At 65.2% G+C, this 24,529-nt stretch carries 23 protein-coding genes; 10 read left to right on the forward strand and 13 right to left on the reverse strand.

Translation table 11 applies throughout. The features are described 5' to 3' along the window. Positions 1-86 precede the first annotated feature (86 nt). Positions 87-1,652, forward strand: a complete 1,566-nt coding sequence (locus LB518_RS02295; protein WP_224572542.1) for an arylsulfatase — start codon at positions 87-89, stop codon at positions 1,650-1,652. 62 nt (positions 1,653-1,714) lie between these two features. Here LB518_RS02295 and LB518_RS02300 read toward each other — a convergent pair whose 3' ends face one another. The 5 genes from LB518_RS02300 to alr form a co-directional block, all read right to left on the reverse strand. Continuing rightward, complete coding sequence (locus LB518_RS02300) at positions 1,715-2,452, reverse strand: SDR family NAD(P)-dependent oxidoreductase (RefSeq protein ID WP_224572544.1); 738 nt, start codon at positions 2,450-2,452, stop codon at positions 1,715-1,717. 110 nt (positions 2,453-2,562) lie between these two features. After that, the gene (gene purF / locus LB518_RS02305; protein WP_224572546.1) at positions 2,563-4,029 is read right to left on the reverse strand and encodes an amidophosphoribosyltransferase; all 1,467 of its coding nucleotides are present in this window, start codon (positions 4,027-4,029) and stop codon (positions 2,563-2,565) included. A 38-nt stretch (positions 4,030-4,067) separates the two neighbouring features. Further along, positions 4,068-4,799, reverse strand: a complete 732-nt coding sequence (locus LB518_RS02310; protein WP_224572548.1) for a CvpA family protein — start codon at positions 4,797-4,799, stop codon at positions 4,068-4,070. Between the two features lie 57 nt (positions 4,800-4,856). Next, a complete protein-coding gene (gene radA, locus LB518_RS02315) occupies positions 4,857-6,311 on the reverse strand; it encodes a DNA repair protein RadA (protein ID WP_224572550.1) in 1,455 nt (484 codons plus the stop codon). Positions 6,312-6,361: 50 nt separating this feature from the next. Then, a complete protein-coding gene (gene alr, locus LB518_RS02320) occupies positions 6,362-7,480 on the reverse strand; it encodes an alanine racemase (RefSeq protein WP_224572552.1) in 1,119 nt (372 codons plus the stop codon). A gap of 91 nt (positions 7,481-7,571) precedes the next feature. On the opposite strand from alr, the gene LB518_RS02325 reads away from it, so the two are divergent. Further along, the gene (locus LB518_RS02325; protein ID WP_224572554.1) at positions 7,572-7,964 is read left to right on the forward strand and encodes a VOC family protein; all 393 of its coding nucleotides are present in this window, start codon (positions 7,572-7,574) and stop codon (positions 7,962-7,964) included. 15 nt (positions 7,965-7,979) lie between these two features. Here LB518_RS02325 and LB518_RS02330 read toward each other — a convergent pair whose 3' ends face one another. Together LB518_RS02330 and LB518_RS02335 are read right to left on the reverse strand one after the other, a co-directional pair. Then, positions 7,980-8,924 (reverse strand): phosphoribosylaminoimidazolesuccinocarboxamide synthase, encoded by a 945-nt coding sequence (locus tag LB518_RS02330; RefSeq protein WP_502845786.1) that lies wholly within the window; start codon positions 8,922-8,924, stop codon positions 7,980-7,982. 102 nt (positions 8,925-9,026) lie between these two features. After that, positions 9,027-10,514, reverse strand: a complete 1,488-nt coding sequence (locus LB518_RS02335; RefSeq protein WP_224572558.1) for a replicative DNA helicase — start codon at positions 10,512-10,514, stop codon at positions 9,027-9,029. A 287-nt stretch (positions 10,515-10,801) separates the two neighbouring features. Between LB518_RS02335 and LB518_RS02340 the strand changes: the two genes are divergently transcribed. Continuing rightward, positions 10,802-12,235: a DUF1800 domain-containing protein gene (locus LB518_RS02340; protein WP_224572560.1), complete on the forward strand. Its 1,434-nt coding sequence runs from the start codon at positions 10,802-10,804 to the stop codon at positions 12,233-12,235. A 2-nt stretch (positions 12,236-12,237) separates the two neighbouring features. Further along, positions 12,238-13,464 carry a DUF1501 domain-containing protein gene (locus tag LB518_RS02345; protein WP_224572562.1) on the forward strand — a complete coding sequence of 409 codons (1,227 nt, stop codon included), beginning with the start codon at positions 12,238-12,240 and terminating at the stop codon, positions 13,462-13,464. A gap of 16 nt (positions 13,465-13,480) precedes the next feature. On the opposite strand, the gene LB518_RS02350 is transcribed toward LB518_RS02345, so the two are convergent. From LB518_RS02350 to rpsF, 5 genes are all read right to left on the reverse strand, one after another. Next, positions 13,481-14,740 carry a cyclopropane fatty acid synthase gene (locus LB518_RS02350; protein WP_224572564.1) on the reverse strand — a complete coding sequence of 420 codons (1,260 nt, stop codon included), beginning with the start codon at positions 14,738-14,740 and terminating at the stop codon, positions 13,481-13,483. A gap of 227 nt (positions 14,741-14,967) precedes the next feature. Continuing rightward, complete coding sequence (gene rplI, locus LB518_RS02355; protein ID WP_224572566.1) at positions 14,968-15,534, reverse strand: 50S ribosomal protein L9; 567 nt, start codon at positions 15,532-15,534, stop codon at positions 14,968-14,970. A gap of 31 nt (positions 15,535-15,565) precedes the next feature. Further along, on the reverse strand, positions 15,566-16,516 hold the full coding sequence (locus LB518_RS02360; RefSeq protein ID WP_224572569.1) for a DUF2232 domain-containing protein: 951 nt from the start codon (positions 16,514-16,516) through the stop codon (positions 15,566-15,568). A gap of 168 nt (positions 16,517-16,684) precedes the next feature. Further along, positions 16,685-16,963: a 30S ribosomal protein S18 gene (rpsR, locus tag LB518_RS02365; protein WP_224572570.1), complete on the reverse strand. Its 279-nt coding sequence runs from the start codon at positions 16,961-16,963 to the stop codon at positions 16,685-16,687. Next, complete coding sequence (gene rpsF / locus LB518_RS02370) at positions 16,963-17,469, reverse strand: 30S ribosomal protein S6 (protein WP_224572579.1); 507 nt, start codon at positions 17,467-17,469, stop codon at positions 16,963-16,965. Before rpsF ends, rpsR begins: the two co-directional genes overlap by 1 nt. A 478-nt stretch (positions 17,470-17,947) precedes the next feature. Between rpsF and LB518_RS02375 the strand changes: the two genes are divergently transcribed. Beyond that, positions 17,948-19,147 (forward strand): MFS transporter, encoded by a 1,200-nt coding sequence (locus LB518_RS02375; RefSeq protein WP_224574254.1) that lies wholly within the window; start codon positions 17,948-17,950, stop codon positions 19,145-19,147. A 101-nt stretch (positions 19,148-19,248) separates the two neighbouring features. Then, positions 19,249-20,244, forward strand: a complete 996-nt coding sequence (locus tag LB518_RS02380; protein ID WP_224572580.1) for a polysaccharide deacetylase family protein — start codon at positions 19,249-19,251, stop codon at positions 20,242-20,244. Between the two features lie 11 nt (positions 20,245-20,255). Here the strand turns inward: LB518_RS02380 and LB518_RS02385 are convergent, their stop codons facing one another. Further along, positions 20,256-20,552: a DUF1344 domain-containing protein gene (locus LB518_RS02385; RefSeq protein WP_224572582.1), complete on the reverse strand. Its 297-nt coding sequence runs from the start codon at positions 20,550-20,552 to the stop codon at positions 20,256-20,258. 294 nt (positions 20,553-20,846) lie between these two features. Here LB518_RS02385 and fabD point away from each other — a divergent pair, with 294 nt between their 5' ends. From fabD to fabF, 4 genes are all read left to right on the forward strand, one after another. Then, positions 20,847-21,788, forward strand: coding sequence for an ACP S-malonyltransferase (fabD, locus tag LB518_RS02390; RefSeq protein WP_224572584.1), 942 nt, complete (start codon positions 20,847-20,849; stop codon positions 21,786-21,788). 37 nt (positions 21,789-21,825) lie between these two features. Further along, a complete protein-coding gene (gene fabG / locus LB518_RS02395; RefSeq protein WP_224572586.1) occupies positions 21,826-22,563 on the forward strand; it encodes a 3-oxoacyl-[acyl-carrier-protein] reductase in 738 nt (245 codons plus the stop codon). 302 nt (positions 22,564-22,865) lie between these two features. Next, entirely contained in the window at positions 22,866-23,102 is a 237-nt protein-coding gene (locus LB518_RS02400) for an acyl carrier protein (RefSeq protein WP_224572587.1), read from the forward strand. Positions 23,103-23,173: 71 nt separating this feature from the next. After that, entirely contained in the window at positions 23,174-24,436 is a 1,263-nt protein-coding gene (fabF, locus tag LB518_RS02405) for a beta-ketoacyl-ACP synthase II (protein WP_224572589.1), read from the forward strand. Positions 24,437-24,529: the final 93 nt, after the last annotated feature.

Below are 24,529 nucleotides of genomic sequence, written 5' to 3' on the forward strand. Positions count from 1 at the left end.
GCCGGGGGCCCGTCGAGGGGTCGCGTCTCGCAAGGGGCGCGGGCAGCTTGGGAGGCGTTCGCCCCACATCACTGTGGGAGACAATCATGAGACGATCGTTTCGAGGTGGCTGGCTCGCTGCCTGCCTCGCCACCGCTGCCGCGCTGGCCGCGCCCGCTGCGGGAGCTGCCGACAAGAAGCCCAATATTCTCGTGATCTGGGGCGACGACATCGGCGGCTTCAATATCAGCGCCTACAATCAGGGAATGATGGGCTACCGCACGCCCAACATCGATTCGATCGCGCATGAGGGCGCGCTTTTCACCGATTGGTATGGCCAGCAGAGCTGCACGGCCGGCCGCGCCGCCTTCATCACCGGCCAGTCGCCGATCCGCACAGGCCTTACCAAGGTCGGGTTGCCTGGCTCGCCAGAAGGCATGAAGGCCGAAGACCCGACGATTGCGACGCTGCTGAAGCCGCTTGGCTATGCGACGGGGCAGTTCGGCAAGAACCATCTCGGCGACCGAGACGAGATGCTGCCGACCGCGCATGGCTTCGACGAGTTCTTCGGCAATCTGTACCATTTGAATGCCGAGGAGGAGCCGGAGAATCCGGATTATCCGGCCGGCGCCGACTTCAAGAAGCGATTCGGACCGCGCGGCGTGATCCATTCCTGGGCGCTGCCCGATGGCGGCCAGAAGATCGTCGACACCGGTCCGCTGACTCGCAAACGGATGGAGACGGTCGACGAGGAAGTCACGAAGTCGGCTCTCGACTTCATGGACAAGGCCCATCAGGACGGCAAGCCGTTCTTCGTCTGGTGGAATTCGACCCGGATGCATGTCTTCACGCATCTGAAGCCGTCGTCTGAAGGCAAGACCGGGCTCGGCATCTATGCCGATGGCATGGTCGAGCATGACGGGATGGTCGGACAGCTGCTCGACGAGCTGAAAAAGCTCGGCATCGAGAATGACACCATCGTCATGTATTCGACCGACAACGGCGCCGAAACCTTCACCTGGCCCGACGGCGGCACGACGATGTTCCGCGGCGAGAAGAACACCAACTGGGAAGGCGGCTATCGCGTCCCCTCGGTGATCCGCTGGCCTGGCGTCATCAAGCCGGGCACGGTTGTCAACGACATCGCGGCGCATGAGGACATGCTGACGACGCTGGTCGCCGCCGCCGGAGATCCGAACGCCAAGGACGAGCTTCTCAAGGGCAAGACCATCGGCGGCCGCGACTACAAGGTTCATCTCGACGGCTATGATCTCGGCCCGGCGCTGAAGGGCGACGGCGCCTGGCCCCGGCACGAGTTCATCTATTGGACCGATGACGGCAGTGTCGCGGCGCTGCGCTACGACAATTGGAAGGTCACGTTCCTCGAGCAGGATGCGCTCGGTCTTCGCGTCTGGCAGGACCCGTTCAAGGAACTGCGCGCGCCGCTCCTGACCAATCTCCGAATGGATCCGTTCGAACGGGCCGAAGAGGAGAACGCGATGGGCTTCCAGCGCTGGTACATGGAACGGATGTTCGCCATGGCTCCGGCCGGCGCCTATGTCGGCGCCTGGCTGCAGAGCTTCAAGGATTTCCCGCCGCGTCAGAAGCCGGGCAGCTTCAATCTGAGCCGTGTGATGGAAGCCGTCACAGCCGGCTCACAGGGCAGCCAGTAAGCGGACCCTGACCAAGCCCCAAGAGAAACATGCGGCGGCGCCCGGCGAGGGGGCCGCCGTTTTCATGCGAGGAGCCGCGTCACGCTGCGCGAGGGATATTCGAAACGCGTTCCGTGATCCATGAAATCGGGTGCGAGCATGCGGACGATATCTGGCGCGACGACGCTCGGATGCTCGATGGTCGTAGGATCCTCGCCCGGCGCTGCCTTGGCGCGCATCTGCGTCCTGAGGCGGCCGGGATCGAACAGGTTGACGCGGATCGGTGTCGTGGCGACTTCCGCGGCATAGGTGCGGACGAGCATCTCGAGCGCCGCCTTCGAAGTTGCATAGGCGCCCCAGAACGGTCGGTGAGCGGTTCCGACGCTCGATGTCATGAAGAGCGCCCGGCCGGCGTCCGAGCGCTGCAGCAAGGGATCGAGCGATCGGATCAGCCGGTAGTTCGCCGTGACGTTGACCGTCATGACGTCGTTCCAGTCCTTCTGGTCGAGATGCGCCACTGGCGTGATCAGGCCGAGCAATGCGGCATTGCCGAACAGTCCGTCCAGTTTGCCCCAGCGCTCATAGATGGAGAGGCCGAGCCGATCGATCGCGTCGAGATCGCGCAGATCCAGCGGTACCAGCGTGGCGCTGCCGCCCTTGGCCTTGATCGCGTCATCAAGCTCCTCCAGCGCGCCGACGGTCTTGGCGATGGCGATCACATGGGCGCCGGCCGCGCCGAGCGCGATCGCCGCGTTCCAGCCGATGCCGCGCGAAGCGCCAGTGACGACCACGATGCGGCCGGAGAGATCGGGAGAGGTCATGGGGCTTGCTTTGGCTAGAGGGTATTCGCGAGGCTGGCGTCGTCAGGGACCAGCCGCGCGCCGCTGTGCCCTGGTGGCAAAATGGAAGACGCCGCGCTCGCGGCGGCGTCTCAGCTTGCTTCGGCCAGACGCGGCAGGGCCTGCACCTTGCCGCGGTCTTCATAGTCGGCGAGGCGGGTCGGATATTCGCCGGTGAAGCAGGCATCGCAGAACTGCGGCGCCTCGCCATTGCGCTTGGCCTCGCCGACGGCGCGATAGAGTCCGTCGATCGAAATGAAGGCGAGGCTGTCGGCCTTGATGTAGCGGGCGATCTCGTCGACGCTCATCTGCGCGGCGATCAGCTTCGATTTCTCAGGCGTATCGACGCCATAGAAGCAGCTGTCGGTGGTTGGCGGGCTGGCGATGCGCATATGCACTTCGCTGGCGCCGGCCTCTCGCACCATCTGGACGATCTTCATCGAGGTCGTGCCGCGCACGATCGAATCGTCGACGAGGATGACGCGCTTGCCGGCGAGGATCGCGCGGTTGGCGTTGTGCTTCAGCTTGACGCCCATATGGCGAATGGCATCGGTCGGCTCGATGAAGGTGCGTCCGACATAGTGGTTGCGGATGATGCCGAGATCGAACGGGATTCCGGCTTCCTCGGCATAGCCGATCGCGGCCGGCACGCCGGAATCCGGCACTGGCACGACGATATCGGCGGGAATGCCGCTTTCGCGCGCGAGTTCTTGGCCGATACGCTTGCGCACCGCATAGACGCCGCGCCCGTCGACAGCCGAATCCGGCCGGGCGAAATAGACATATTCGAAGATGCAGAAGCGAGAGGGCTGGCGTTCGAACGGATAGAGGCTCTCGATGCCCTCATCGGTGATGATGACGACTTCGCCGGCATTGATGTCGCGGACATAGCTCGCGCCGATAATGTCGAGCGCGCAGGTCTCGGAGGCGAGGATATAGGCATCCTCGAGCTTGCCGAGCACGAGCGGGCGTACACCGAGCGGATCGCGGCAGCCGAGCATCTTCTTTTCCGAGAGCGCCACCAGCGAATAGGCACCTTCGATGCGCCTGATCGCGTCGATGAAGCGGTCAAGCAGGCGGCCGTGATTGCTGGTCGCGATCAGGTGGATGATCGTCTCGGTGTCGGATGTCGACTGGAAGAGCGAGCCCCGACGCTGCAATTCCCGCTTCAGCGCCATCGCGTTGGTGAGATTGCCGTTATGGGCGACCGCGAAGCCGCCACCGGCAAATTCCGCGAACATCGGCTGCACATTGCGCAGCCCGGCGCCGCCGGTGGTCGAATAGCGATTGTGCCCGATGGCGCGCATGCCCGGCAGGCGATCGATCACAGCCTTGCGGGTGAAGTTGTCGCCGACCAGGCCGACATGCCGCTCGATCGAGAACTGGCGGCCATCATGGGCGGCGATACCAGCCGCCTCCTGGCCGCGATGCTGCAGGGCGTGCAGTCCGAGCGCCGTGAGCGCGGCGGCGTCGGGATGGCCGAAAACGCCGAAGACGCCGCATTCCTCGTGGAACGCGTCGTCGTCGGACGGGGCGGGCAACAGCGAGAAGTCGTCCATGATGTCCTATCCGCGCCGACTGTCCGGCCGCGCGCCTCTTACGGTTTCGCCTGTCCCCCGGTGGTCGCGTTCGGTGCCGCCGGTTCTTCTGCCGGCGCGTCGCCATTGTCGATCAGCGAATCGAGCCCTTGCCGCTCCTTGCCGCCATAGGCCGGGGCCTGATGATCGGTCGCCGCCGGCGGAATGGCGGCCGGCGGCGTGGTCGCGGCATCGGGCGAATCCGCTGGAGCGTCGACCGGAGGCGTCGCCTCTTCGGGCGCCGTGCCGTGCAACCGCTCCTGGATCGTCTTTTCGATATCTTCGGGAAGCGCCGCCACGAGGCGGTCGCCCAGTCGCTTCAATATGGGAGCTGTCTGGGCATTCGCCACCCAATCCGGCTGCCGGTCGGAGAGGATCCAGTTGAGGAAGGCGAAGGCAATGACGACCAGCAACACGCCGCGCGCGGCGCCAAACACGAATCCGAGCGTCCGGTCGAGCAGGCCGACTCGGCTGTCGACGACGAAATCCGAGATCCGCATCGCCAGATAACTGACGATGATCAGCGCGATGAAGAAGATGGCCGCAGCCGTCGCGATGATGGCGATGTTCTTGTTGGCGATATAGGGCTCAACATAGGGCAGCAGCGGCTTGTAGAAATAGAACGCCGCCACCGCCGCCAGCACCCAGGATGCAACGGACAGCACCTCGCGCACGAAGCCGCGCACCATGGCAAGCAATGCCGAGATGAGTACGACTACTACGACAACGCCATCGAGGATGGTGACCGACATCGTCCCGTTGACCCCCAGAACCGCCCCACGCCGGAGGCTTCACCGAACCAAGTTTCGCTAGTCCGACCTTGTCGTCCCAGTCCGTCGCGGCGCCGGCCGCTTGTCGACCGCCTCGCGCATCAATTCCCGCGCCACCGGCGGGCCAGAGGCCGCGATGGAGGCAACGAGACCGGCAAGCTGATCGATCCCGACGAGACCCGGTGTCTCGCCCTGTTCCTTGTCGATCGACTGGACTGGCAGCACGGCTTTTGCGAAACCCAGCTTCTGCGCCTCTTTCAGGCGCTGCGCGGCATGAACGACGGGCCTCACGGCACCAGACAGGCTGACCTCGCCGAAATAGACGCAATCGGCGGGGAGAGCAATACCGGAGAGCGAGGAGACGAGCGCCGCCGCGACCGCAAGATCCGCTGCCGGCTCATTGATCCGGAGGCCGCCAGCGACCGCGAGATAGACATCATGCGGCCCGAGCTTCACCCCGCAATGCGATTCCAGCACGGCAAGGACCATGGCGAGCCGTCCGCCGTCCCAGCCGACGACGGCGCGGCGCGGCGTCCCGAGCGGCGAAGGCGCGACCAGCGCCTGGATCTCGACCAGCACGGGCCGCGTGCCCTCCATGCCCGCGAAGACGGCCGCGCCGGGCGAGGCCGCGTTCCGCTCGCCGAGGAAAAGCTCCGATGGGTTCGGCACTTGGCTCAAACCCCCGCCGGTCATCTCGAACACGCCGATCTCGTCGGTGGCGCCGAAGCGGTTCTTCACGGCGCGGAGGATGCGGAAGTGGTGGCCGCCTTCGCCTTCGAAATAGAGCACGGCATCGACCATGTGCTCGACGACGCGCGGGCCGGCGATCTGGCCGTCCTTGGTGACATGGCCGACCAGGATGATGGTGGCGCCCGACTGCTTGGCGTAGCGGATCATCGCCTGCGCCGACGCGCGCACCTGCGTCACCGTGCCCGGTGCGGATTCGACTGTCGAGGTCCACAGGGTCTGAACGCTGTCGAGAATGACCAGTGCCGGCGGCTTGCCGGCTTCAAGAGTCGCGAGGATGTCCTCGACGCTGGTTTCGGCCGCGAGCGCGACAGGCGCGGCGGAAACGCCCATGCGTTCGGCACGAAGCCGCACCTGCGCCACCGCTTCCTCACCCGAGATGTACACGACGCGTTCGCCGCGCGCCGCGAGCGCCGCCGAAGCCTGCAGCAGCAGCGTCGATTTGCCGATGCCCGGATCGCCGCCGAGCAGCAGAGCCGAGCCGCGCACAAAGCCGCCGCCGGTGACCCGGTCAAGTTCGGCGATGCCCGAGGCAATGCGCGGCGGCGACTTGCTCTCGCCGGCCAGCGCCTGCAACTCGACGACGCGGCCGCGCGCCGCAACCTTGCCCGGCCCGCCGCCGATGCCGCCGGACGTGTTCTCCTCGACGAGCGTGTTCCACTCGCCGCAGGATTCGCAGCGGCCCTGCCAGCGCGGACTGACCGCGCCGCAATTTTGGCAGATGAACTGAAGACGAGCCTTTGCCATCAAAGATCCTTGGCCATCAGAAACCCTTGGCCATCAGGATGCACAGGCCATCATGCCCCTCCCAGATAGTGTCGGCGGTAGCGTTTGCCGAGGCTGGTCAGGAGTTCATAGCCGATCGTCCCGGCATGGGCGGCAACCTCGTCGACCGGAATGTTGGGGCCGAACAATTCGGCATGATCGCCGCGTTGCGCCTCCGGAATATCCGTCACATCGATCGCCAGAAGATCCATCGAGATCCGGCCAACGAGCGGCGCGCGCCGGCCATGCAGGAAGGCGCTGGCGCCTGCCGCGCCGTCGCTGGAGCTGGCCTGGCGATGATAGCCGTCCGCATAACCGGCCGAGAGGATCGCGATCCGGCTTGGCCGGGTCACATGCTGCGTGGCGCCATATCCGACCGATTGTCCGACGCCCACCTGGCGAACCTGCACGATCCGCGCTTCGGCGCAGACGACAGGTTCGAGCGCCGCGAAGGCATCTCCGAACCGCCCGCCATAAAGCGCGATGCCGGGGCGCACGAGATCGAAATGATAGTCCGGCGAAAGATGCAGCCCGGCCGAATTGGCGAGCGAGGCGGGGAGCGCTGGAAAAAAGCGCGCCGCCGTCCCGAAAGCGGCTAGCTGCGCGGCATTGAGCGGGTGATCCGGCTGATCGGCACAGGCGAGGTGGCTCATGACCAGCGATAGGCCAAGCGCTTCGGCACGGTCCGCCAGCCCTGCCGCCTCATCGAGCGTGACGCCGAGCCGGTTCATGCCCGTATCGACATGCAACGCCGCGCGGCCGTCCCCTCCAGCCGCCTTGTAGGCCGCCCATTCGTCGATCTCCGCTAGGGAGCCAAGCACGGGCTGCAGCGCACTCTCTGCCAGGAGGGTCGCCGTTCCGGGGATGAGGCCGTTCAGGACATAGATCGTGGCGGCCGGCGCGAGCGTGCGCAGCTGGATGCCTTCCTGGGGCAGGGCGACGAAGTATGTGCGGCACCCCGCCTTCGCCAGAGCCGGCACGGCCTCTGCGAGGCCGATGCCATAGGCATCTCCCTTGACCGCCGCGGCGGTCTCGGCGCCGCCGGCGCGATCGGCAAGGGTGCGCCAGTTGCGCGCCAGCGCACCAAGATCGACGGTCAGGCGACCGCCGCCCCCCCAATTCCCGGCGGCCGCGTCATCAATCGATTCCATGGGGCGACTTTACACGGGAATTCGCGGCGAGATTATTGCGGACCCATCGTCCGCCGGTGATTTTCACCCGGCCATCCGCAGGAGTTTTGACATGACCAGCATGAGCATCGCGACCGTCACGCTCGTCGTCGACGATTATGACCCGGCGATCGCCTGGTACACGGAGAAGCTCGGCTTCGCTCTGGTGGCCGATACGCCGCTCGGCGGCGGCAAGCGCTGGGTGCTGGTGGCGCCGGCTGGCGGGGGTGCACGGCTGCTGCTCGCCAAGGCCGAAGGCGAGGCTCAGGCGGCGCGGGTCGGCGACCAGACCGGCGGCCGCGTTGGCTTCTTCCTCGAGACCGATGACTTCGCTCGCGATCACGCGGCTTTTCTCGCCGCCGGCGTCACCTTTCGCGAAGAGCCGCGCCACGAGGCCTACGCGACCGTCGCGGTGTTCGAGGATCTCTATGGCAACACTTGGGACCTCCTGCAGCCGAAGGGCTGAGACGATCGAGGCCCGTCAGGAAAAATAGGGCGCGAGATTCGACCGGATGCGGTCGAGGATCGGCCGACCCGAAAGGTCGGGTTCGAAAGTCAGGCCCGTGATCGTCTCGAAGGCCTGGATATAGACTTTGGACGTCTGCGCGACGAGTTCGGCCGGAATTTCGGGGATCGGATCCTTGTAGGGATCGCAGCGCGCCGCGACCCATGCGCGGATGAAATCCTTGTCGAAGCTCGGCGGCCTTTCGCCAGCCTCGAAGGCGGCTTGATAGCGGTCGGCCAGCCAGTATCGGCTGCTGTCGGCGGTGTGGATTTCGTCGGCGAGAACGACGCGGCCATCGCGGTCGACGCCGAACTCATATTTGGTGTCGACGAGGATGAGGCCGCGTTTGGCGGCGCGCTGCTGGCCACGTGCGAACAGCGCCAGCGCATAGCGCGAGACTGTGTCCCACTGCTCGGGCGTCAACAGCTTCTGGGCCAGGATGTCCGCGCCGGAGAGGGGCTCGTCATGGCCGCCGTCGAAGGCCTTGCTGGTCGGCGTCAGAATCGGCTGAGGCAGGCGTTCGTTATCGCGCAGCCCGTCAGGCAGACTGAGGCCGTACATGTTGCGCTCGCCGCGCTTGTATTTGGTCAGCACCGACGTGCTGGTCGTGCCGGCGAGATAACCGCGCACGACCATCTCGACCGGCAATATGTCGAGCCGCGTGCCGATCACCACATTCGGATCGGGATAGGCCAGGACATGGTTCGGGCAGATATCGGCTGTCTCCTCGAACCAGTGGCGCGCCGTCTGTGTCAGCACCTGACCCTTGTAGGGGATGGCGGTCAGAATCCTGTCGAAAGCGCTCAGGCGATCGGTCGCGATGATGATGCGCCGGCCGTCCGCGAGATCGTAATTCTCGCGAACCTTGCCGCTATAGCGGTTCGGCAGTTCCGGGATGAAGGCGTCGGTCAGGACGGGCAGAGCGACCATGGGATGTCGAACTCTCGCTGGCGAATGTCGATCGCGCCTGCTTAAGCCAGCAAAGCGGCGGCCACCAGCCCGGATCGCGACCGGCTGCCGGGATCAGTCATAGGCCTCTGGCAGCTGGTCGCGGCGGACGAGATTGGAGAAGCGCGTCACCTCGGCTTCGAACTGCAGCTGCACCGTGCCGGTCGGGCCGTGGCGCTGCTTGCCGACGATGACTTCGGCGACGCCGGCGACCTGCTCCATCTCGGCCTGCCACTTGAAGAATTCCTCGCTGCCTTCCTTCGGCATCTTGCTCTTCAGGTAATACTCGTCGCGATAGACGAACATCACCACGTCGGCGTCCTGCTCGATCGAGCCGGATTCGCGAAGATCGGAGAGCTGCGGCCGCTTGTCGTCGCGCGATTCGACCTGACGCGACAGCTGCGACAGCGCGAGGATCGGTACGGCCAGTTCCTTGGCCAGCGCCTTGAGGCCCGTGGTGATCTCGGTGATTTCCTGCACGCGGTTGTCGCTGCGCTTGCCGGAGCCCGAGAGGAGCTGCAGGTAGTCGATGACCAGAAGGTCGAGCCCGCGCTGGCGCTTCAGCCGCCGCGCGCGCGCGGTGAGCTGGGCGATCGAGATGCCGCCGGTCTGGTCGATATAGAGCGGGATGCGCGCCATCTCGCGTGCCGCCGCGACGACGCGGGCGAACTGCCGCTCGTCGATCGAGCCGCGGCGGATATGCGAGGACGAAACGCCCGATTGCTCGGCGATGACGCGCGTCGCCAATTGCTCGCCCGACATTTCGAGCGAGAAGAAGCCGACAATGCCGCCATTCACCGTCTTCATCGCGCCGTCCGGCTGCAACTCGCCGCGATAGGCCTTGGCGATGTTGTAGGCGATGTTGGTGGCGAGCGAGGTCTTGCCCATGGCGGGACGGCCGGCAAGCACGATCAGATCGGAAGGCTGGAGACCGCCCATCTGCTTGTCGAGATCGTCAAGGCCGGTTGCGATGCCGGAAAGATGGCCATCGCGCTGATAGGCGGCGCTGGCCATGTCGATGGCGTTCTTCAGCGCCTCTTCGAAGGAGTGGAAGCCTCCGTCATAGCGCCCGGTCTCGGCCAGCGCGAACAGCCGGCGCTCGGCATCCTCGATCTGCGCGCGCGGCGGCATGTCTATCGGCGCGTCATAGGCGATGTTGACGACATCCTCGCCAATGCCGATCAGCGAGCGGCGCAGCGCGAGATCATAGATCGCGCGGCCGTAATCCTCGGCATTGATGATCGTCGTCGCCTCGGCGGCGAGGCGCGCCAGATATTGCGCGAGGTTCATGTCGCCGATGGCAAGCTCGGCCGGCAGGAACGTCTTCAGCGTGACCGGCGTCGCCACCTTGTTGGCGCGGATGATGCTCGACGCGACTTCGTAGATCTGGCGGTGGATCGGCTCGTAGAGATGAACCGGCTCAAGAAAGTCGGAGACGCGATAGAACGCCTCGTTGTTGACGAGGATCGCACCGAGGAGAGCCTGCTCGGCCTCGATATTGTGCGGCGGCTGGCGATAAAAATCCGCGGCCTGCTGCGGCAAAGCTCGTGCTGGAAGGTTCATCGTCCTCGCTCTCAATCCCGTAGAGTCCATAGGAGCCGGGGGAGTGGCGAATGCAACGCGGTGGCGCACGAATCATCGCGCCTGACGCAGGACATCCCGCAATCAACAGCATGTCTGATGGCTTCGCAATGCTTCTTGCGCGTGTCCGAATCGTGACACCGCCATCTGTGGAGCGTAGCGGGGATAACAGTCTTTGCGTTTTTTCTCGGGCCCCCGCGCGTAGGGAGGCCCGGTCAGCATGCGTTACGTCACCGGGACTGGGCAGCTTTCACCCGATGAGGCAGCCGATGACACTGGAACAAGCGATCTTCGCGCTGAAGCGATTTGGGCTCGGACCGAGGCCGGGCGATGCCGCGCGCATCGCCGATGATCCGCGCGGCGCGCTCCTGGCCGAGCTTGCGATGCCCCCGCCGGACAATCTCGGCCCGGAGGCGAGCCCCGATGCGACCGACGTCTTCGTCGCCATTCGCGCCGATCAGGAAGCCCGCAAGATGAAGCGTGATGCCGAGCGGGCATCGATGGCAGGGCCCGCGGGTCCGAACGGCATGGCGGATGCCGCGGGAGCGGTTGCAAAGCCCAAGGATGCAAAGCCGGCCCCAAACGTCGCCAGGCAGATCTATGTCGACGAGATCAGCCGCCGCATCGCCGCAGCTGACAGTGCGGGGATCGGCATCACCGAGCGGCTGGTCCAGTTCTGGGCCAATCACTTTGCCGTCCAGAGCGACAAGGACGAGATGGTGCGCGGCCTTGCCGGCAGCTTCGAGCGCGAGGCGATCCGGCCCTTCGTGCTCGGGCGCTTCGAGGACATGCTGCTCGCCGCGACGCGTCATCCGGCGATGCTGCTCTCGCTCGACAATGCCGGTTCGGTCGGTCCCGATTCGCCGGTCGGCAGGAAGCGCGGCCTTGGCCTCAACGAGAACCACGCCCGCGAGTTGATGGAGCTTCACACAGTGGGCGTTGGCGGAGGCTACTCGCAGGCCGACGTGACGTCGCTGGCCGAAGTCCTGACCGGGTGGACCTTTGTGCGCGACCGGGCCCGGCCCAGCGCCGGAGATTTTGCCTTCAATCCCGGCCTGCACGAACCGGGCGACAAACGCGTCATGGGCCGGACCTACCGCGAGGATGTCGTCTATGCCGTAGGAAACGAGGGGCAAGGCCTCGCCGTCCTGCATGATCTGGCTGCAAGCCCGGCAACGGCCAAGCACCTTGCGTTCAAGCTAGCTCGACACTTCGTCGCTGATGATCCGCCGAAGCCGTTGGTCGACCGTCTTGCCGCGACCTTCACGGCGACGCACGGCAATCTCAAGGCCGTCACCGAGACGCTGCTGAAATCCGACGAAGCCTGGGCGCCGACGCGCAAGTTCGCGACCCCGCAGCAATTCACGATCGCAGCCATGCGGGCGCTCGACGCCTCGATCGATGCGCCGATGCTGATTCGCACCTTGAACGTGCTGGGACAGCCGATCTGGGCGCCGATCTCGCCTGAAGGTTTTCATGATGACAAGGCGACCTGGCTCGCGCCTGACGCGATGACCAGCCGGCTCGATGTGGCCGATCAGTTTGCGCAGAAGGCGAAGGTCAACCTGCCGCCGGCCGATCTCGTCGCGGCTGTACTCGGGCCGTCCGCTTCGGCGGATACGCGCCAGGCCGTTGCCCGCGCCGAATCAGAACGCCAGGCGCTGGCTCTCGTCGTGATGAGCCCCGAATTCCTTTGGAGGTAGCCATGAGCGACCGCAATCCCAGTTCGACCCGTTCCCTGGCGCCAACCCGCCGCCTGTTCCTCGCCTCGGCGGGGGCTTTCGTCGCTTGGGCGCATATGCCCCGCGCCGCCTTTGCCGGCACGCGCGATCCGCGCTTCGTCGTCGTCATCCTGCGGGGGGCTATGGACGGGCTCGCTGCCGTGCCGCCCGTCGGCGATCCCGATTATGCCAAACTGCGTGGCGACATCGCAATTGGCAGTCCCGGCATCGCCGGCACTGTTCCGCTCGACGGCTTCTTCGCTCTGAACGACGCCATGCCGAAGCTGAAGCAGCTCTATGGCTCAGGCGAAGCGCTGATCGTCCATGCGGTCGCGACACCTTATCGCGACCGCTCGCATTTCGACGGACAGGATGTGCTGGAAAGCGGCCTGACGCAGCCGGGCGCCAGCCGCGACGGCTGGCTCAACCGCGCCGTCGCGGCGCTGCCGCGGGGCGAGGCGGTGCGGCCGGCAAGTGGGCTTGCGGTCAGCCCGACCGTGCCGTTGGTGCTGCGCGGCGGTGCGCCGGTCTTCACCTGGATGCCGGACGGATTGATGCCTGTCGGCATGGACACTGCCGACCGCCTCGCCGGTCTGTACGATCACGCCGATCCGGAACTCGCCGGGGTTTTCAGCGCCGGCCGCACCATCGACCGCATGGCGGCTGGCGGAACAGCGGTGAAAGGTGGCGATATCGGCGCAAGCTTCCGCCGCATCGCGGTCGGTGCCGGGCGCTTGCTGGCAGAGCCGGACGGGCCGCGCATCGCCGCGATCAGTTTCGACGGCTGGGACACCCATGCGAGCGAAGGGCCTGAAAATGGCCAGCTCGGACGCCGCCTCGGCGCCCTCGATGGAGCCCTCGACGCCTTGAAGGCGGAACTCGGCCCGGCCTGGGCCGATACCGTGGTCGCGGTCATGACGGAATTCGGCCGCACCGTGCATGTCAACGGCACCGACGGCACCGATCACGGCACGGCGACGACTGCCTTCCTGGTCGGCGGCGCCGTCAAGGGCGGGCGTGTGCTCGCCGATTGGCCGGGCCTTGCGCCGGACAAGCTCTACCAGCAGCGCGACCTTGCCCCGACGATGGATCTGCGGGCGGTGCTGAAGGGCGTGCTGCGCGATCACCTCGGCATCGCCGAGCCCGTGCTGGCGGCGACGATCTTTCCCGGCAGCATCGGCGTGCGCCCGATCGCAGGTCTTGTCGCCTGAGGAGAAGAACCGCCGGCTATTCGCCGGCGATCTTCAGCGAGGGGCGCTGTCCGGCGTGGTCGCGGTGACGCAGCGCCTCTTCCGCATGCCAGATATAGTCGCGCGTCAGCGGCAGAGCGTGCTGATCGCGGACAAGCTGGATCTGGAAGATCATCATGTCCTGGTAGCGGAAGGCCGTTTCTGACGCTGCGAGATAGAATTCCCACATCCGGCAGAACACTTCGTCATAGAGCTTCAGGGCATCGTCACGCCGGGCCATGAAGCGCTCGCGCCATTCGCGCAGCGTCTCCGCATAATGAAGTCGCAGGATCTCGATATCGGTGATCTTCAGGCCGGCGCGCTCGATCTCCGGGATCACCTCGGACAGCGACGGGATATAGCCGCCCGGGAAGATGTATTTGTGGATCCAGGAGTTGGTCTCGCCCGGCAGGTCGAACCGGCCGATCGCATGCAGCACCATGACGCCATCATCGGCCAGCAGGTCGCGCGTCTTCTCGAAGAATTCCCGATAATGTCCGACGCCGACATGCTCGAACATTCCGACCGAGATGATGCGGTCGAAGCGGCTCGTCAGATGGCGATAGTCCTTGAGCAGGAAGCGCGTGCGGTCGGCGACACCCTTCTCGCCTGCGCGGGCGTTCGAAACCTTGTGCTGTTCTTCCGATAGCGTCACGCCGGTGACGTCGATATCCGCGTGATCGGCGAGATAGAGCCCGAGTCCGCCCCAGCCTGAGCCGATATCGAGCACCTTCTGTCCGGACTGCAGCGCGAGCTTGGACGCCAGATGCCGTTTCTTGGCGACTTGCGCTTCCTCGAGCGACGCATCGGCCGTCTCGAAATAGGCGCAGGAATATTGCTGATCGCTATCGAGGAACAGCGAATAGAGCCGGCCATCGAGATCGTAGTGGTGTGCGACATTCTGCCGGGCGCGGAACGGCGTGTTCCACTGGCGGAACCGCCGCGTCCAGACCCGCACGCGATAGATCGCGCGCATCCACCAGGATCGGCCCGTGCCGCCGATATTCTGCAGCACGACGGCGAGGAATTCGTAGATCGAGCCCTTCTCGATCACAAATCCCCCGTCCATGAATGCTTCCCCGAGCTTCAGCTCGGGATTGAGCATGACGCCGCGCTCGGCCGCTTTCGATGTGAAGCGGACACGAACCGTATCGCCGCTGCCATCGCCGAAGCGATGCAGCCGACCCTTGGCGTCGATGATTTCGAGCGAGCCCTTCTTGAGCACGCTCGACATATAGTTGGTGAGCAACCGATTCATGGTGAAGACCCGCTGCCCTTTCGGATGATCCCGGCTGTGCGGGAGAGGCTTCGGCTGTGAGGCGGCGCACTATCTTGGCGTCGGGTAGATGTTAGCCCCGATTTTGCCACGATTTCAAGCGGCTAGCTGAGCAGGCTGAAAGTCGTTCCAGAGAATGCAAAAGGGGCGCGCTGCTGATGCAGCGCGCCCCTTCAAAAAGTAAGGCGTCCTTTGGGTTCTGCGGACCCTCAGACCTCTTCGGCGTCCTCGTCGAGAGCGACCTCGAGCTCTTCCTCGTCCTCGAGCGGCTCGAGTTCGAACTGCTCGCGGACGGTCAAATCTTCACCACGGGCCTGCCGATCGGCCTCGTCGGCGCTGCGGGCGACGTTGATCGTGACGGTTGATTCGACTTCCGGATGCAGCGCGATGGCGATCTGGTGCAGGCCGATCGTCTTGATCGGATGCTCGAGCACGACCTGGTTGCGGGCGACGGAGAAACCCGCCTCGGTGACGAGATCGGCAATGTCGCGGCTCGACACCGAACCATAAAGCTGGCCGGTTTCGCCGGCCTGGCGCACGACGATGAACGACTGGCCGTTCAGCTTCTCGGCGACAACGTCGGCTTCCTTCTTGCGCTCGAGATTGCGCGCCTCGAGGTGGGCCTTCTGGCCCTCGAAGGTCTTCTTGTTGGCTTCGGTCGCGCGGAGCGCCTTGCCCTGCGGCAGCAGGAAGTTGCGGGCAAAGCCGTTCTTGACGTGCACGATCTCGCCCATCTGGCCGAGCTTTGCGACGCGTTCCAGCAGAATGACGTCCATGTTCAGTTCTCCTTGTTCAATGATTTCAAAGTTATGTGGAAGCACCCGTCCCGCCGGCGGACCGGCGGAAACGGAGATTGAGAACGGTGTCGGCAACGCCCAGCACGGCCATCATCACGATCGGCAGCATGAAGACGAAGCTCGCCGCGTAGACGAGGAACAGCATCGCGAATCGCCCCGGCTTGCCTCGGAGGAGCGCGTGCATCGCGCCATATCCGGCAAGCGCGAAGGCAAAGCCGAGCGCCCCGGCGAAGGCGGCGGCGATATGGCCGGCACCGCCAGGAAGAATGCAGCCGACAAGCGCGACGCCGAGCGCCGGCACAAGAAAAGCGGGCGGCACGACCGTCCACATCGGTGTCCAGCCGCGCCGCAGCAATCCGGACATGCGCGCAATATGGCCGCCGAGCCAGAGATTGAGCACCGCAGCGCCGAGCGCGAAGCAGCCAGCGGTGGCCGGCATCAGCGCGACGGAGAAGCTGACGATCGGCGTCAACTGCTCGGTCGTCGGCGCGTCGGAACTGGCGCCGCCGGCGGCGAGCCACGCCTCGAATGCCTTGACGGTCTGCGTCACCAGCGTTGCCGGATCGAAGCCGAGCATGACGCCGGCAGCGATGATGCCGGCGGCAGTCGCGAGCGCCAGGCGGGCGAGCACCATGCCGAGCGGAAACCACTCGACAGCCTCCGGCGCACTGTCATGCGGCCGCGACAGGCCGACGAGATGAGCCGCCCAGGCGATCGGCGCGCCGAAGACGAGCAGATGCAGCAGTCCGGCAAGCGGATTGAAGGCAGCGGCAATAATCGCGGCGGCCACGAGGGCGGCCGTTGCGCCCGAAAGCGTGCCGAAACCGATGCCGGCTATGGCGACGGGGAGGGGGGAGAGCAGGAAAAGCGGCAAGGCCAGCGCGGTGCCGCTGATGACGCTGGCAAACAGGAGCGCGGCAGCGAGGCCGGCGCCGAGGCCAATGAGGATGTTTCGCGTCATCGTGCTTTCGCTGTCCCGCTCGTCGGAGCGGTTAGAGGCAGGTCGCGGAATGCGCCGGCCCCAACCAGGTCTCGCCTCACGGATACGAACACGTCGTCCCGGAGACAGGATGGCCTCCCGGCAATGCCGGAAGGCCTTGTTCGCGCCGGCTCAAGGCCGGCAGGCGTCCTACTTGATCACGTAGGGCAGCAGGCCGAGGAAGCGCGCGCGCTTGATCGCCTGGGCGAGCTCGCGCTGCTTCTTGGCCGAAACGGCCGTGATGCGGGACGGAACGATCTTGCCGCGCTCGGAAATGTAGCGCTGCAGAAGGCGGACGTCCTTGTAGTCAATCTTCGGCGCGTTGGGGCCGGAGAAGGGGCACGTCTTCCGGCGACGGAAGAACGGGCGACGACCACCGCCGCTGCTGGTAGAGGTCGTGGAAGCGCTGGAACCACCGAAATCAGACATTATTCAGCTCCACCTTCGGTTTCTTCGCTGCGGGGACGGCGCTCGCCGCGGAAGCCACCGCCGCCGCCTCCACCGCCTTCACGATCGCCACGGAAACCGCCGCCACCGCCGCCGCCGAAGCTGCGCGGCCGGTCGCCACGATCACCGAAGCGACCGCCGCGGTCGCCGTCACGATCGTCGCGGTCGCGCTTCTGAAGCATGGCCGACTGACCTTCCTCAAGCGCGTCGACGCGGATGGTGAGAACGCGAAGGACGTCCTCGTTGATGCGCTGCTGACGCTCGAGCTCGGCAACGGCAGCTGCCGGCGCGTCGATATTGAGCAGCGTGTAGTGAGCCTTGCGGTTCTTGCGGATGCGGAACGCAACCGACTTCAGGCCCCACTGCTCAATCTTGGCGACGGAGCCGCCATTGGCTTCGAGGATGCCCTTGAACGTCTCGGTCAGCGTCTCGACCTGCTGCGCCGACACGTCCTGCCGGGACAGAAATACGTGTTCGTAAAGCGGCATGATTGCCCTTTCCCTTTCAATTCCCGGCGCCAAGCCTCACCGAAGCCTTCGAGGGAAGGCAAGCGGTACAACTTCGAGAGCGGAGACACGGGAAGACGGGATCCTTTGATCCCTGCGGCAAGCGCCGCCTTCCGTTCAACCCCCGGCCGGGTGTCATAACGACGGGCGGTGCATACATCCAAAGGCCCGGGAAGGCAAGCCTTGCCGCCAGATACGCCATGCCTCGCTCCATGGCCCAAAGTCAGATGCAATGGACCGAACGGCTCGGCGGCTTTCGGGAGGATGGTGTGATCATAAGGTCACCCATCGAAATTCGTGATGCGTTCATCAGCAGAACGCCGCTTTTCTTTCGCCTGATCCATCGGCATAGTGCCTCACCTTCAAGCAGATCGCTGGCGGCGCCCCGCATTCGGGCCGCACGCTCCCGCCGATCGACGCTTCAACCGAGGACTATATCGTGACTGAGAGGGTTGCTGCCATGCCCGCCGCAGCGGGCCGTGATGTTGTCGGCCGGACCGCCTTTGGCATCCTGGTCGCGATCAGCATGTCGCATCTGCTGAACGACCTCATGCAATCCGTGATCTCCGCGATCTATCCGATTCTGAAGACAGAGTTTTCGCTCGATTTCGGCCAGATCGGCATCATCCAGCTTGTGTTCCAGTGCACAGCCTCGATCCTGCAGCCGGTCGTTGGCATCTATACTGACAAGAAGCCGATGCCGTTCTCCCTGCCGGTGGGCATGGGCTGCACGTTGCTCGGGCTGCTGTTGCTGGCGACGGCTGGACATTATTCCGTCATCCTGATCTCGGTCGCACTGATCGGCTTGGGGTCGTCGATCTTCCATCCCGAATCGTCCCGCGTCGCCCGCATGGCCTCCGGCGGCCGCCATGGTCTCGCTCAGTCGCTCTTCCAGGTCGGTGGCAATTTCGGCTCGGCCATCGGCCCGCTGCTCGCCGCCTTCATCGTTCTGCCGCGCGGGCAGGGCGCCGTGGCCTGGTTCGCGCTCGCCGCACTGGCCGGCATCATCATCCTGTCGCGGGTCGGCTTCTGGTATCGGGCGCAGCACCGTGCCGGTATCGGCCGCAAGCAGGCGAAGTCGACGCATGTGATGCTGCCGCGCGCCGTCATCACGCGCTCAATCATCATCCTCGCGCTGCTGATCTTCTCCAAGTTCTTCTACATGGCGGCGCTGTCGAGCTACTACACGTTCTATCTGATCGACACGTTCCACGTTTCGGTGCGCGATTCGCAGCTGCTGCTGTTCGTCTTCCTCGGCGCGGTCGCGGTCGGGACCATCGCCGGCGGGCCGATCGGCGACCGGTTCGGCCGCAAATTCGTCATCTGGTTCTCGATCCTAGGCGTGCTGCCGTTCACACTGGCGCTCCCGCATGCGAATCTCGCATGGACGGTTGCGCTTTCGGTGATCATCGGCCTCGTCCTGTCCTCGGCCTTCTCCGCGATCATCGTCTATGCGCAGGAGCTGATCCCCGGAAAGGTTGGCCTGGTGTCCGGCCTGTTCTTCGGCTTTGCCTTCGGCATGGGCGGCATCGGCGCGGCCGCGCTTGGACAACTGGCTGACATGACCTCGATCACCTTCGTGTTCCAGGTCTGCGCATTTCTGCCGGTGATCGGATTGCTGACGGCATTCCTGCCCAATGTCGAGCCGAAGCGAAACTAGGGGCGTTTCGTCGCGCGGGCCGCGCGCCCGCGGCCTTGCCATGCTTCCGCCCGGAAGGCGGTGTGGGTGACCGTCCGCTGTTCATGCGGACGGATGCCATCATGACCCAACTGAAGCCCACGCTCGTTCTCGCTTGCGTTGTCGTGACCATGGCCTTGGCCGGTGTCGCGCGCGCCGATCCGCCGGCGGCCTGCTGGTCGGCCGCGGCGCTGGCCGGACGCCCCGATGAAGTGGCGAAGCACAGGCCGGGTCCGTCGGATCAGGTGAGTGTGCCGCAGGCATCGCCTCCGAATGCGAGTGTGGCATCGCCCGGATCGGGCGTTGTCCGTCGTGTCGTGCCCCGGGACCGCCGCAAGCTTGTCGCGCTGACATTCGATCTCTGCGAGGGTTCAGGCGAGGTTGCGGGCTATGACGGCGCGATCGTCGACCGCCTGCGCGCTCTGAAGGTTCCGGCCACCTTCTTCATGGGTGGGCGCTGGGCGCAAAGCCATGAAGAACGGGCGATGCAGCTTCTCGCCGATCCGCTGTTCGAAGTCGGCGACCACACTTACGATCATGCCGACCTTGCTCATGCCGACGCTGCACGGATCGATCTCGAGATTGCGCGCACGGAAGCGGTCATTGGCGGTCTCTCCGCCCGCCTCGCAAAGACCTGCCCCGCGGCGGGCCTGCCGCCCAAGACCCGTCTGTTCCGCTTTCCCTATGGCGCCTGTGGCGCCGAAGGGCCTGCGGCGGTCCGGGCCGCCGGGCTGGTGCCGATCCAGTGGGATGTCGTTTCCGGCGATCCGTCCGGCGTCGCGGCGGCGCCGATGGCGCGCGGCGTGCTCGGCGAGGTTAAGCCGGGCTCGATCATCGTGATGCATGCCAATGGGCGCGGCCGCCATACAGCCGAAGCGCTGGCGACGATTATCCCGCAGTTGCGGGCGCGCGGTTATGAATTCGTCACCGTCAGTGATCTGATGGCTGCCGGACGTCCCGAGACCTCAGGCGCCTGCTTCATTGAGCATCCGGGCGATACAGCGCGCTATGATCATCCAAAGGCGGTGCCGACCAAAACGAAAGGGGCCGGCGCGATGCCGACCCCTTCAAGCGAGTAGCCCCCCTCGCATCAATGGCCGGCGAGCTGGCCGCTGCCGTCCCACTGCGAACTGTCCTCGGACAGGCCGACAGTCTGGTCATCATTGACGGTGACGACGACCTTCTCGCCGGGGATGAGGCCCATCAAAAGGCTGGGATTGCTGACCTTGAACGTGCGTCCGTCGATCAGCGTCACCGACCCCGAAGCGTTGTCGAGGGTCCTCACGGTGCCCGCGTCCACATCCACCGCGAGCGCGGCGCCCGCAGAACCCATCACCATGACCAGGGGAAGAACGAATGCGATCTTTCTCATGACGGTCTCCATCATCGTCCTGTCCTCACCCGCCATTTGCAGCAATGCCACCCGCTGGTGCGCCGGCTGAAACGTCGTGAGACATTATGGATTTGAAGCCCCAATTGTGGTGCGCAAGCGTTCGTAAGCCAGATGAACGAAATTTAATAAGTCAGCCATACTATCACATTTTTGGGAGGCCGACGGAACGGCCGCTTTCGTGCGTAGCGGCGGCGCCCGGGCTTGACTTCGCCTCACGAAGGCGCGATTAGCCGCCGCCGATATGCTGCGGGCCGCCGGCTCGCGAAGGGCAGACCGGGAGCGGAATTCTTGACGACAGCTCTGACGTTTCCAGGCCAGGGAAGCCAGGCGGTCGGCATGGGCAAGGCCCTCGCCGAAGCCTATCCCGAGGCCCGCGCCGTCTTCGCGGAAGTCGACGACGCGCTTGGCGAAAATCTCTCGGCCATCATCTTCGAAGGCCCGATCGAGACGTTGACACTGACGGCCAATGCGCAGCCGGCGTTGATGGCCGTCAGCCTCGCCGCACTTCGCGCGCTGGAGGCGAACGGGCTCGACGTCGGAAAGATGGCGGCCTTCGTGGCCGGGCACTCGCTCGGCGAATATTCCGCGCTTGCGGCGGCGGGCAGCCTCTCGATCGCCGAGGCGGCGCGCCTGCTGCGCATTCGCGGCGCCGCCATGCAGGCGGCGGTTCCGGTCGGCGAGGGCGCCATGGCGGCGCTGCTCGGCCTCGATTTCGAGACCGCCGTCGCCGTAGCGGCGGAAGCTGCCGAAGGCGATGTCTGTGAGGCTGCCAACGACAATGGTCCCGGCCAGGTGGTGATTTCGGGCTCGCGTGCCGCGATCGAGCGCGCGATCGAGATCGCCAAGGCCAAGGGCGCCAAACGCGCGCTGCTGCTGCCGGTGAGTGCGCCTTTCCACTGCGCTCTGATGCAGCCGGCCGCCGACGCGATGCGGGAGGCCCTTTCCGAGGTGCTCATCGCCCCGCCGGTCGTGCCGCTCGTCGCCAATGTGCTGGCCGCGCCGATCAGCGATCCGGACGCAATCCGCAGCCGGCTCGTCGAGCAAGTCACCGGCATGGTCCGATGGCGCGAGACTGTCATCTGGCTGGATGGCCAGGGTGTCGATCTTCTCCTCGAAGTCGGCGCCGGCAAAGTGCTGTCCGGACTTGCCAAGCGAATCGCACCCGCGGTCCGAACCCAGTCGGTCGGTCTGCCCGACGACGTTCCGGCCGCGATGGCGCTGCTCGGCTGAGCGCGCCGCATCACCCGATCGACAAAGGAGTTCCGCGATGTTCGACTTGACCGGCAAGCGCGCCCTCGTAACGGGCGCGAGCGGCGGCATCGGCCGCGCGATCGCGGTCGCCCTGCATGGTCAGGGCGCGAGCGTCGTGATCTCCGGCACAAGGCGCGAAGCGCTCGACGCGCTGGCGGCTGAACTCGGTGATCGCGTCTTCATCCAGACCTGCAATCTCTCCAGCGCCGAGGATGTCGAGACACTGGTCCCGGCCGCCGAGGAGAAGCTCGGCGGGCTCGACGTGCTGGTAAACAATGCCGGCATCACCCGTGACATGCTGTTCGCGCGTCTCTCCGACGAGGCCTGGAGCGATGTGCTCGACGTCAACCTGACGGCGCCGTTCCGTCTGACGCGCGCCGCTTTGCGCGGCATGATGCGCCAGCGTTCGGGCCGCATCATCAATATAACGTCGATCGTCGCCGTGACGGGGAATGCCGGGCAGGGCAATTATACAGCGTCGAAGGCCGGCCTGATCGCGATGTCGAAGTCTCTCGCGCAGGAAGTTGCCGGCCGAAACATTACGGTCAATTGTGTCGCGCCGGGATTCATCGAGACAGCGATGACCGATGTGCTGAATGACAAGATCAAGGCCTCGCTGCTCGAACGCGTGCCAGCAAAGCGTCTTGGCAGCGGCGAGGACATCGCCGCCGCAGTCGTCTATCTTGCTTCGGCCGAGGCGGCTTATGTCACTGGCCAGACGCTGCACGTCAATGGCGGTATGGCTATGATCTAAAAAGCGAATCGGCGTTCGCTCAAGAACCTTCCAAAGCGATTTCAGCGGCCTTGGCGCCGCTGGTCAAGGTTCTGAAACTATGTTAGGACCGCCGAAGAATACACGGGTTCCCCGCCGCGTTTGCGCGACGGGGATGCGGTGGATTGACGATCGCGGGCAGAAGAGGCTCTCTACCTTCAGGGGGACGGATCCTCAGGACGATATCGCGGTGCGTTTTCCGGGAACGGGCTTTCCGGCCAGGTTTCTGCGTGCGAGAAATCGCGCTGAGTAAAAGTGACACGAAACAGTCGAGGTTTTGAGAAATGAGCGATATCGCTGACCGGGTTAAGAAGATCGTGATCGAACACCTCGGCGTCGACGCCGACAAGGTGACCGAGGGCGCGAGCTTCATCGATGACCTCGGCGCGGACAGCCTCGACACCGTCGAGCTCGTCATGGCGTTCGAGGAAGAATTCGGCGTCGAGATTCCCGACGATGCGGCCGAGACCATCCTGACGGTTGGTGACGCGGTCAACTTCCTGGAGAAGAACGCCGGCTGATTGGCGTCCTCGTCCCCGATAAACAAGAAACGAACGACCGGACCCGGAAGGGTCCGGCTCGGGAGAAGCGTATGAGACGTGTCGTCGTCACCGGGATGGGTATGGTCTCGCCGCTCGGTTGCGGCGTCGACGTTACCTGGTCGAATCTGCTGGCCGGCAAGAGTGGCGCGGGTCGGGTTTCGAAATTCGAGACCGATGATCTGCCCTGCCAGATCGCCTGTGAGATCCCCCGCGGATCGCGGGACGAAGGCAAGTACAATCCCGACGACTGGATGGAGCCGAAGGAGCAGCGCAAGGTCGATGAGTTCATCGCCTTCGCGCTCGCAGCCGCCGAGCAGGCCGTCACTGATTCGGGTTGGCAGCCAACCGCCTATGAGGATCAGATCCGTACCGGCGTCATGGTCGGTTCGGGCATCGGCGGTCTCGAAGGAATCGTCGAAGCGGGCCATGTGCTGCGCGATCGCGGTCCCCGTCGGATCAGCCCGTTCTTCATCACCGGCCGCCTGATCAATCTGGCCTCCGGCCAGATCTCGATCCGGTTCGGCTTCAAGGGCCCCAACCATGCCGTTGTTACGGCGTGCTCGACCGGCGCGCATGCGATCGGCGACGCGGCGCGGCTCATCGCGCTCGATGATGCCGACGTGATGATCGCCGGCGGCACCGAGAGCCCGGTTTCGCGGATCGCACTGGCGGGCTTCGCGGCCTGCAAGGCGCTTTCGACCGGCTTCAACGACCGCCCCGAACAGGCTTCGCGCCCCTATGACCGCGACCGTGACGGTTTCGTCATGGGCGAGGGCGCCGGCGTCGTCGTTCTGGAGGAGCGCGAGCATGCGCTTGCCCGCGGCGCCAAGATCTATGGCGAGATCATCGGCTATGGCCTTTCGGGCGATGCCTATCACATCACCGCTCCGGCGCCGGACGGCGACGGCGCCTATCGCTGCGTCCAGGCGGCACTGAAGCGTGCCGGACTGACGCCGGCGGATATCGATTATGTCAACGCGCATGGCACGTCGACCATGGCGGACGGAATCGAGCTCGCGGCGGTGGAGCGCGTGCTCGGCAATGCCGCTTCGACCGTATCGATGTCCTCGACCAAGTCGGCGACTGGCCATCTGCTCGGCGCAGCGGGAGCCGTTGAGGCGATCTTTTCGCTGCTCGCCATTCGGGACAATATCGCGCCGCCGACGATCAATCTCGACAATCCCTCCGTCGAGACAGCGATCGATCTGGTTCCGAAGGTGGCGCGCAAGCGCAAGATCGATGTCGCACTGTCGAATTCGTTCGGCTTCGGCGGCACGAATGCGTCGCTGGTCTTCCGTCGGCATGACGCCTGAGCGGCGGCCGGTCGGCTCCGCCCGCGCTTTCGCCATAATCCTCCCTAAAGTCGCGCGAGCCGTGGATCTCGGATCGCGCGGCCGGAAAGCGGA

Origin of the sequence: Mesorhizobium sp. BR1-1-16 (genome assembly GCF_020165495.1) — a bacterium.
In the GTDB taxonomy this organism is placed as follows: Bacteria; Pseudomonadota; Alphaproteobacteria; order Rhizobiales; family Kaistiaceae; genus Kaistia.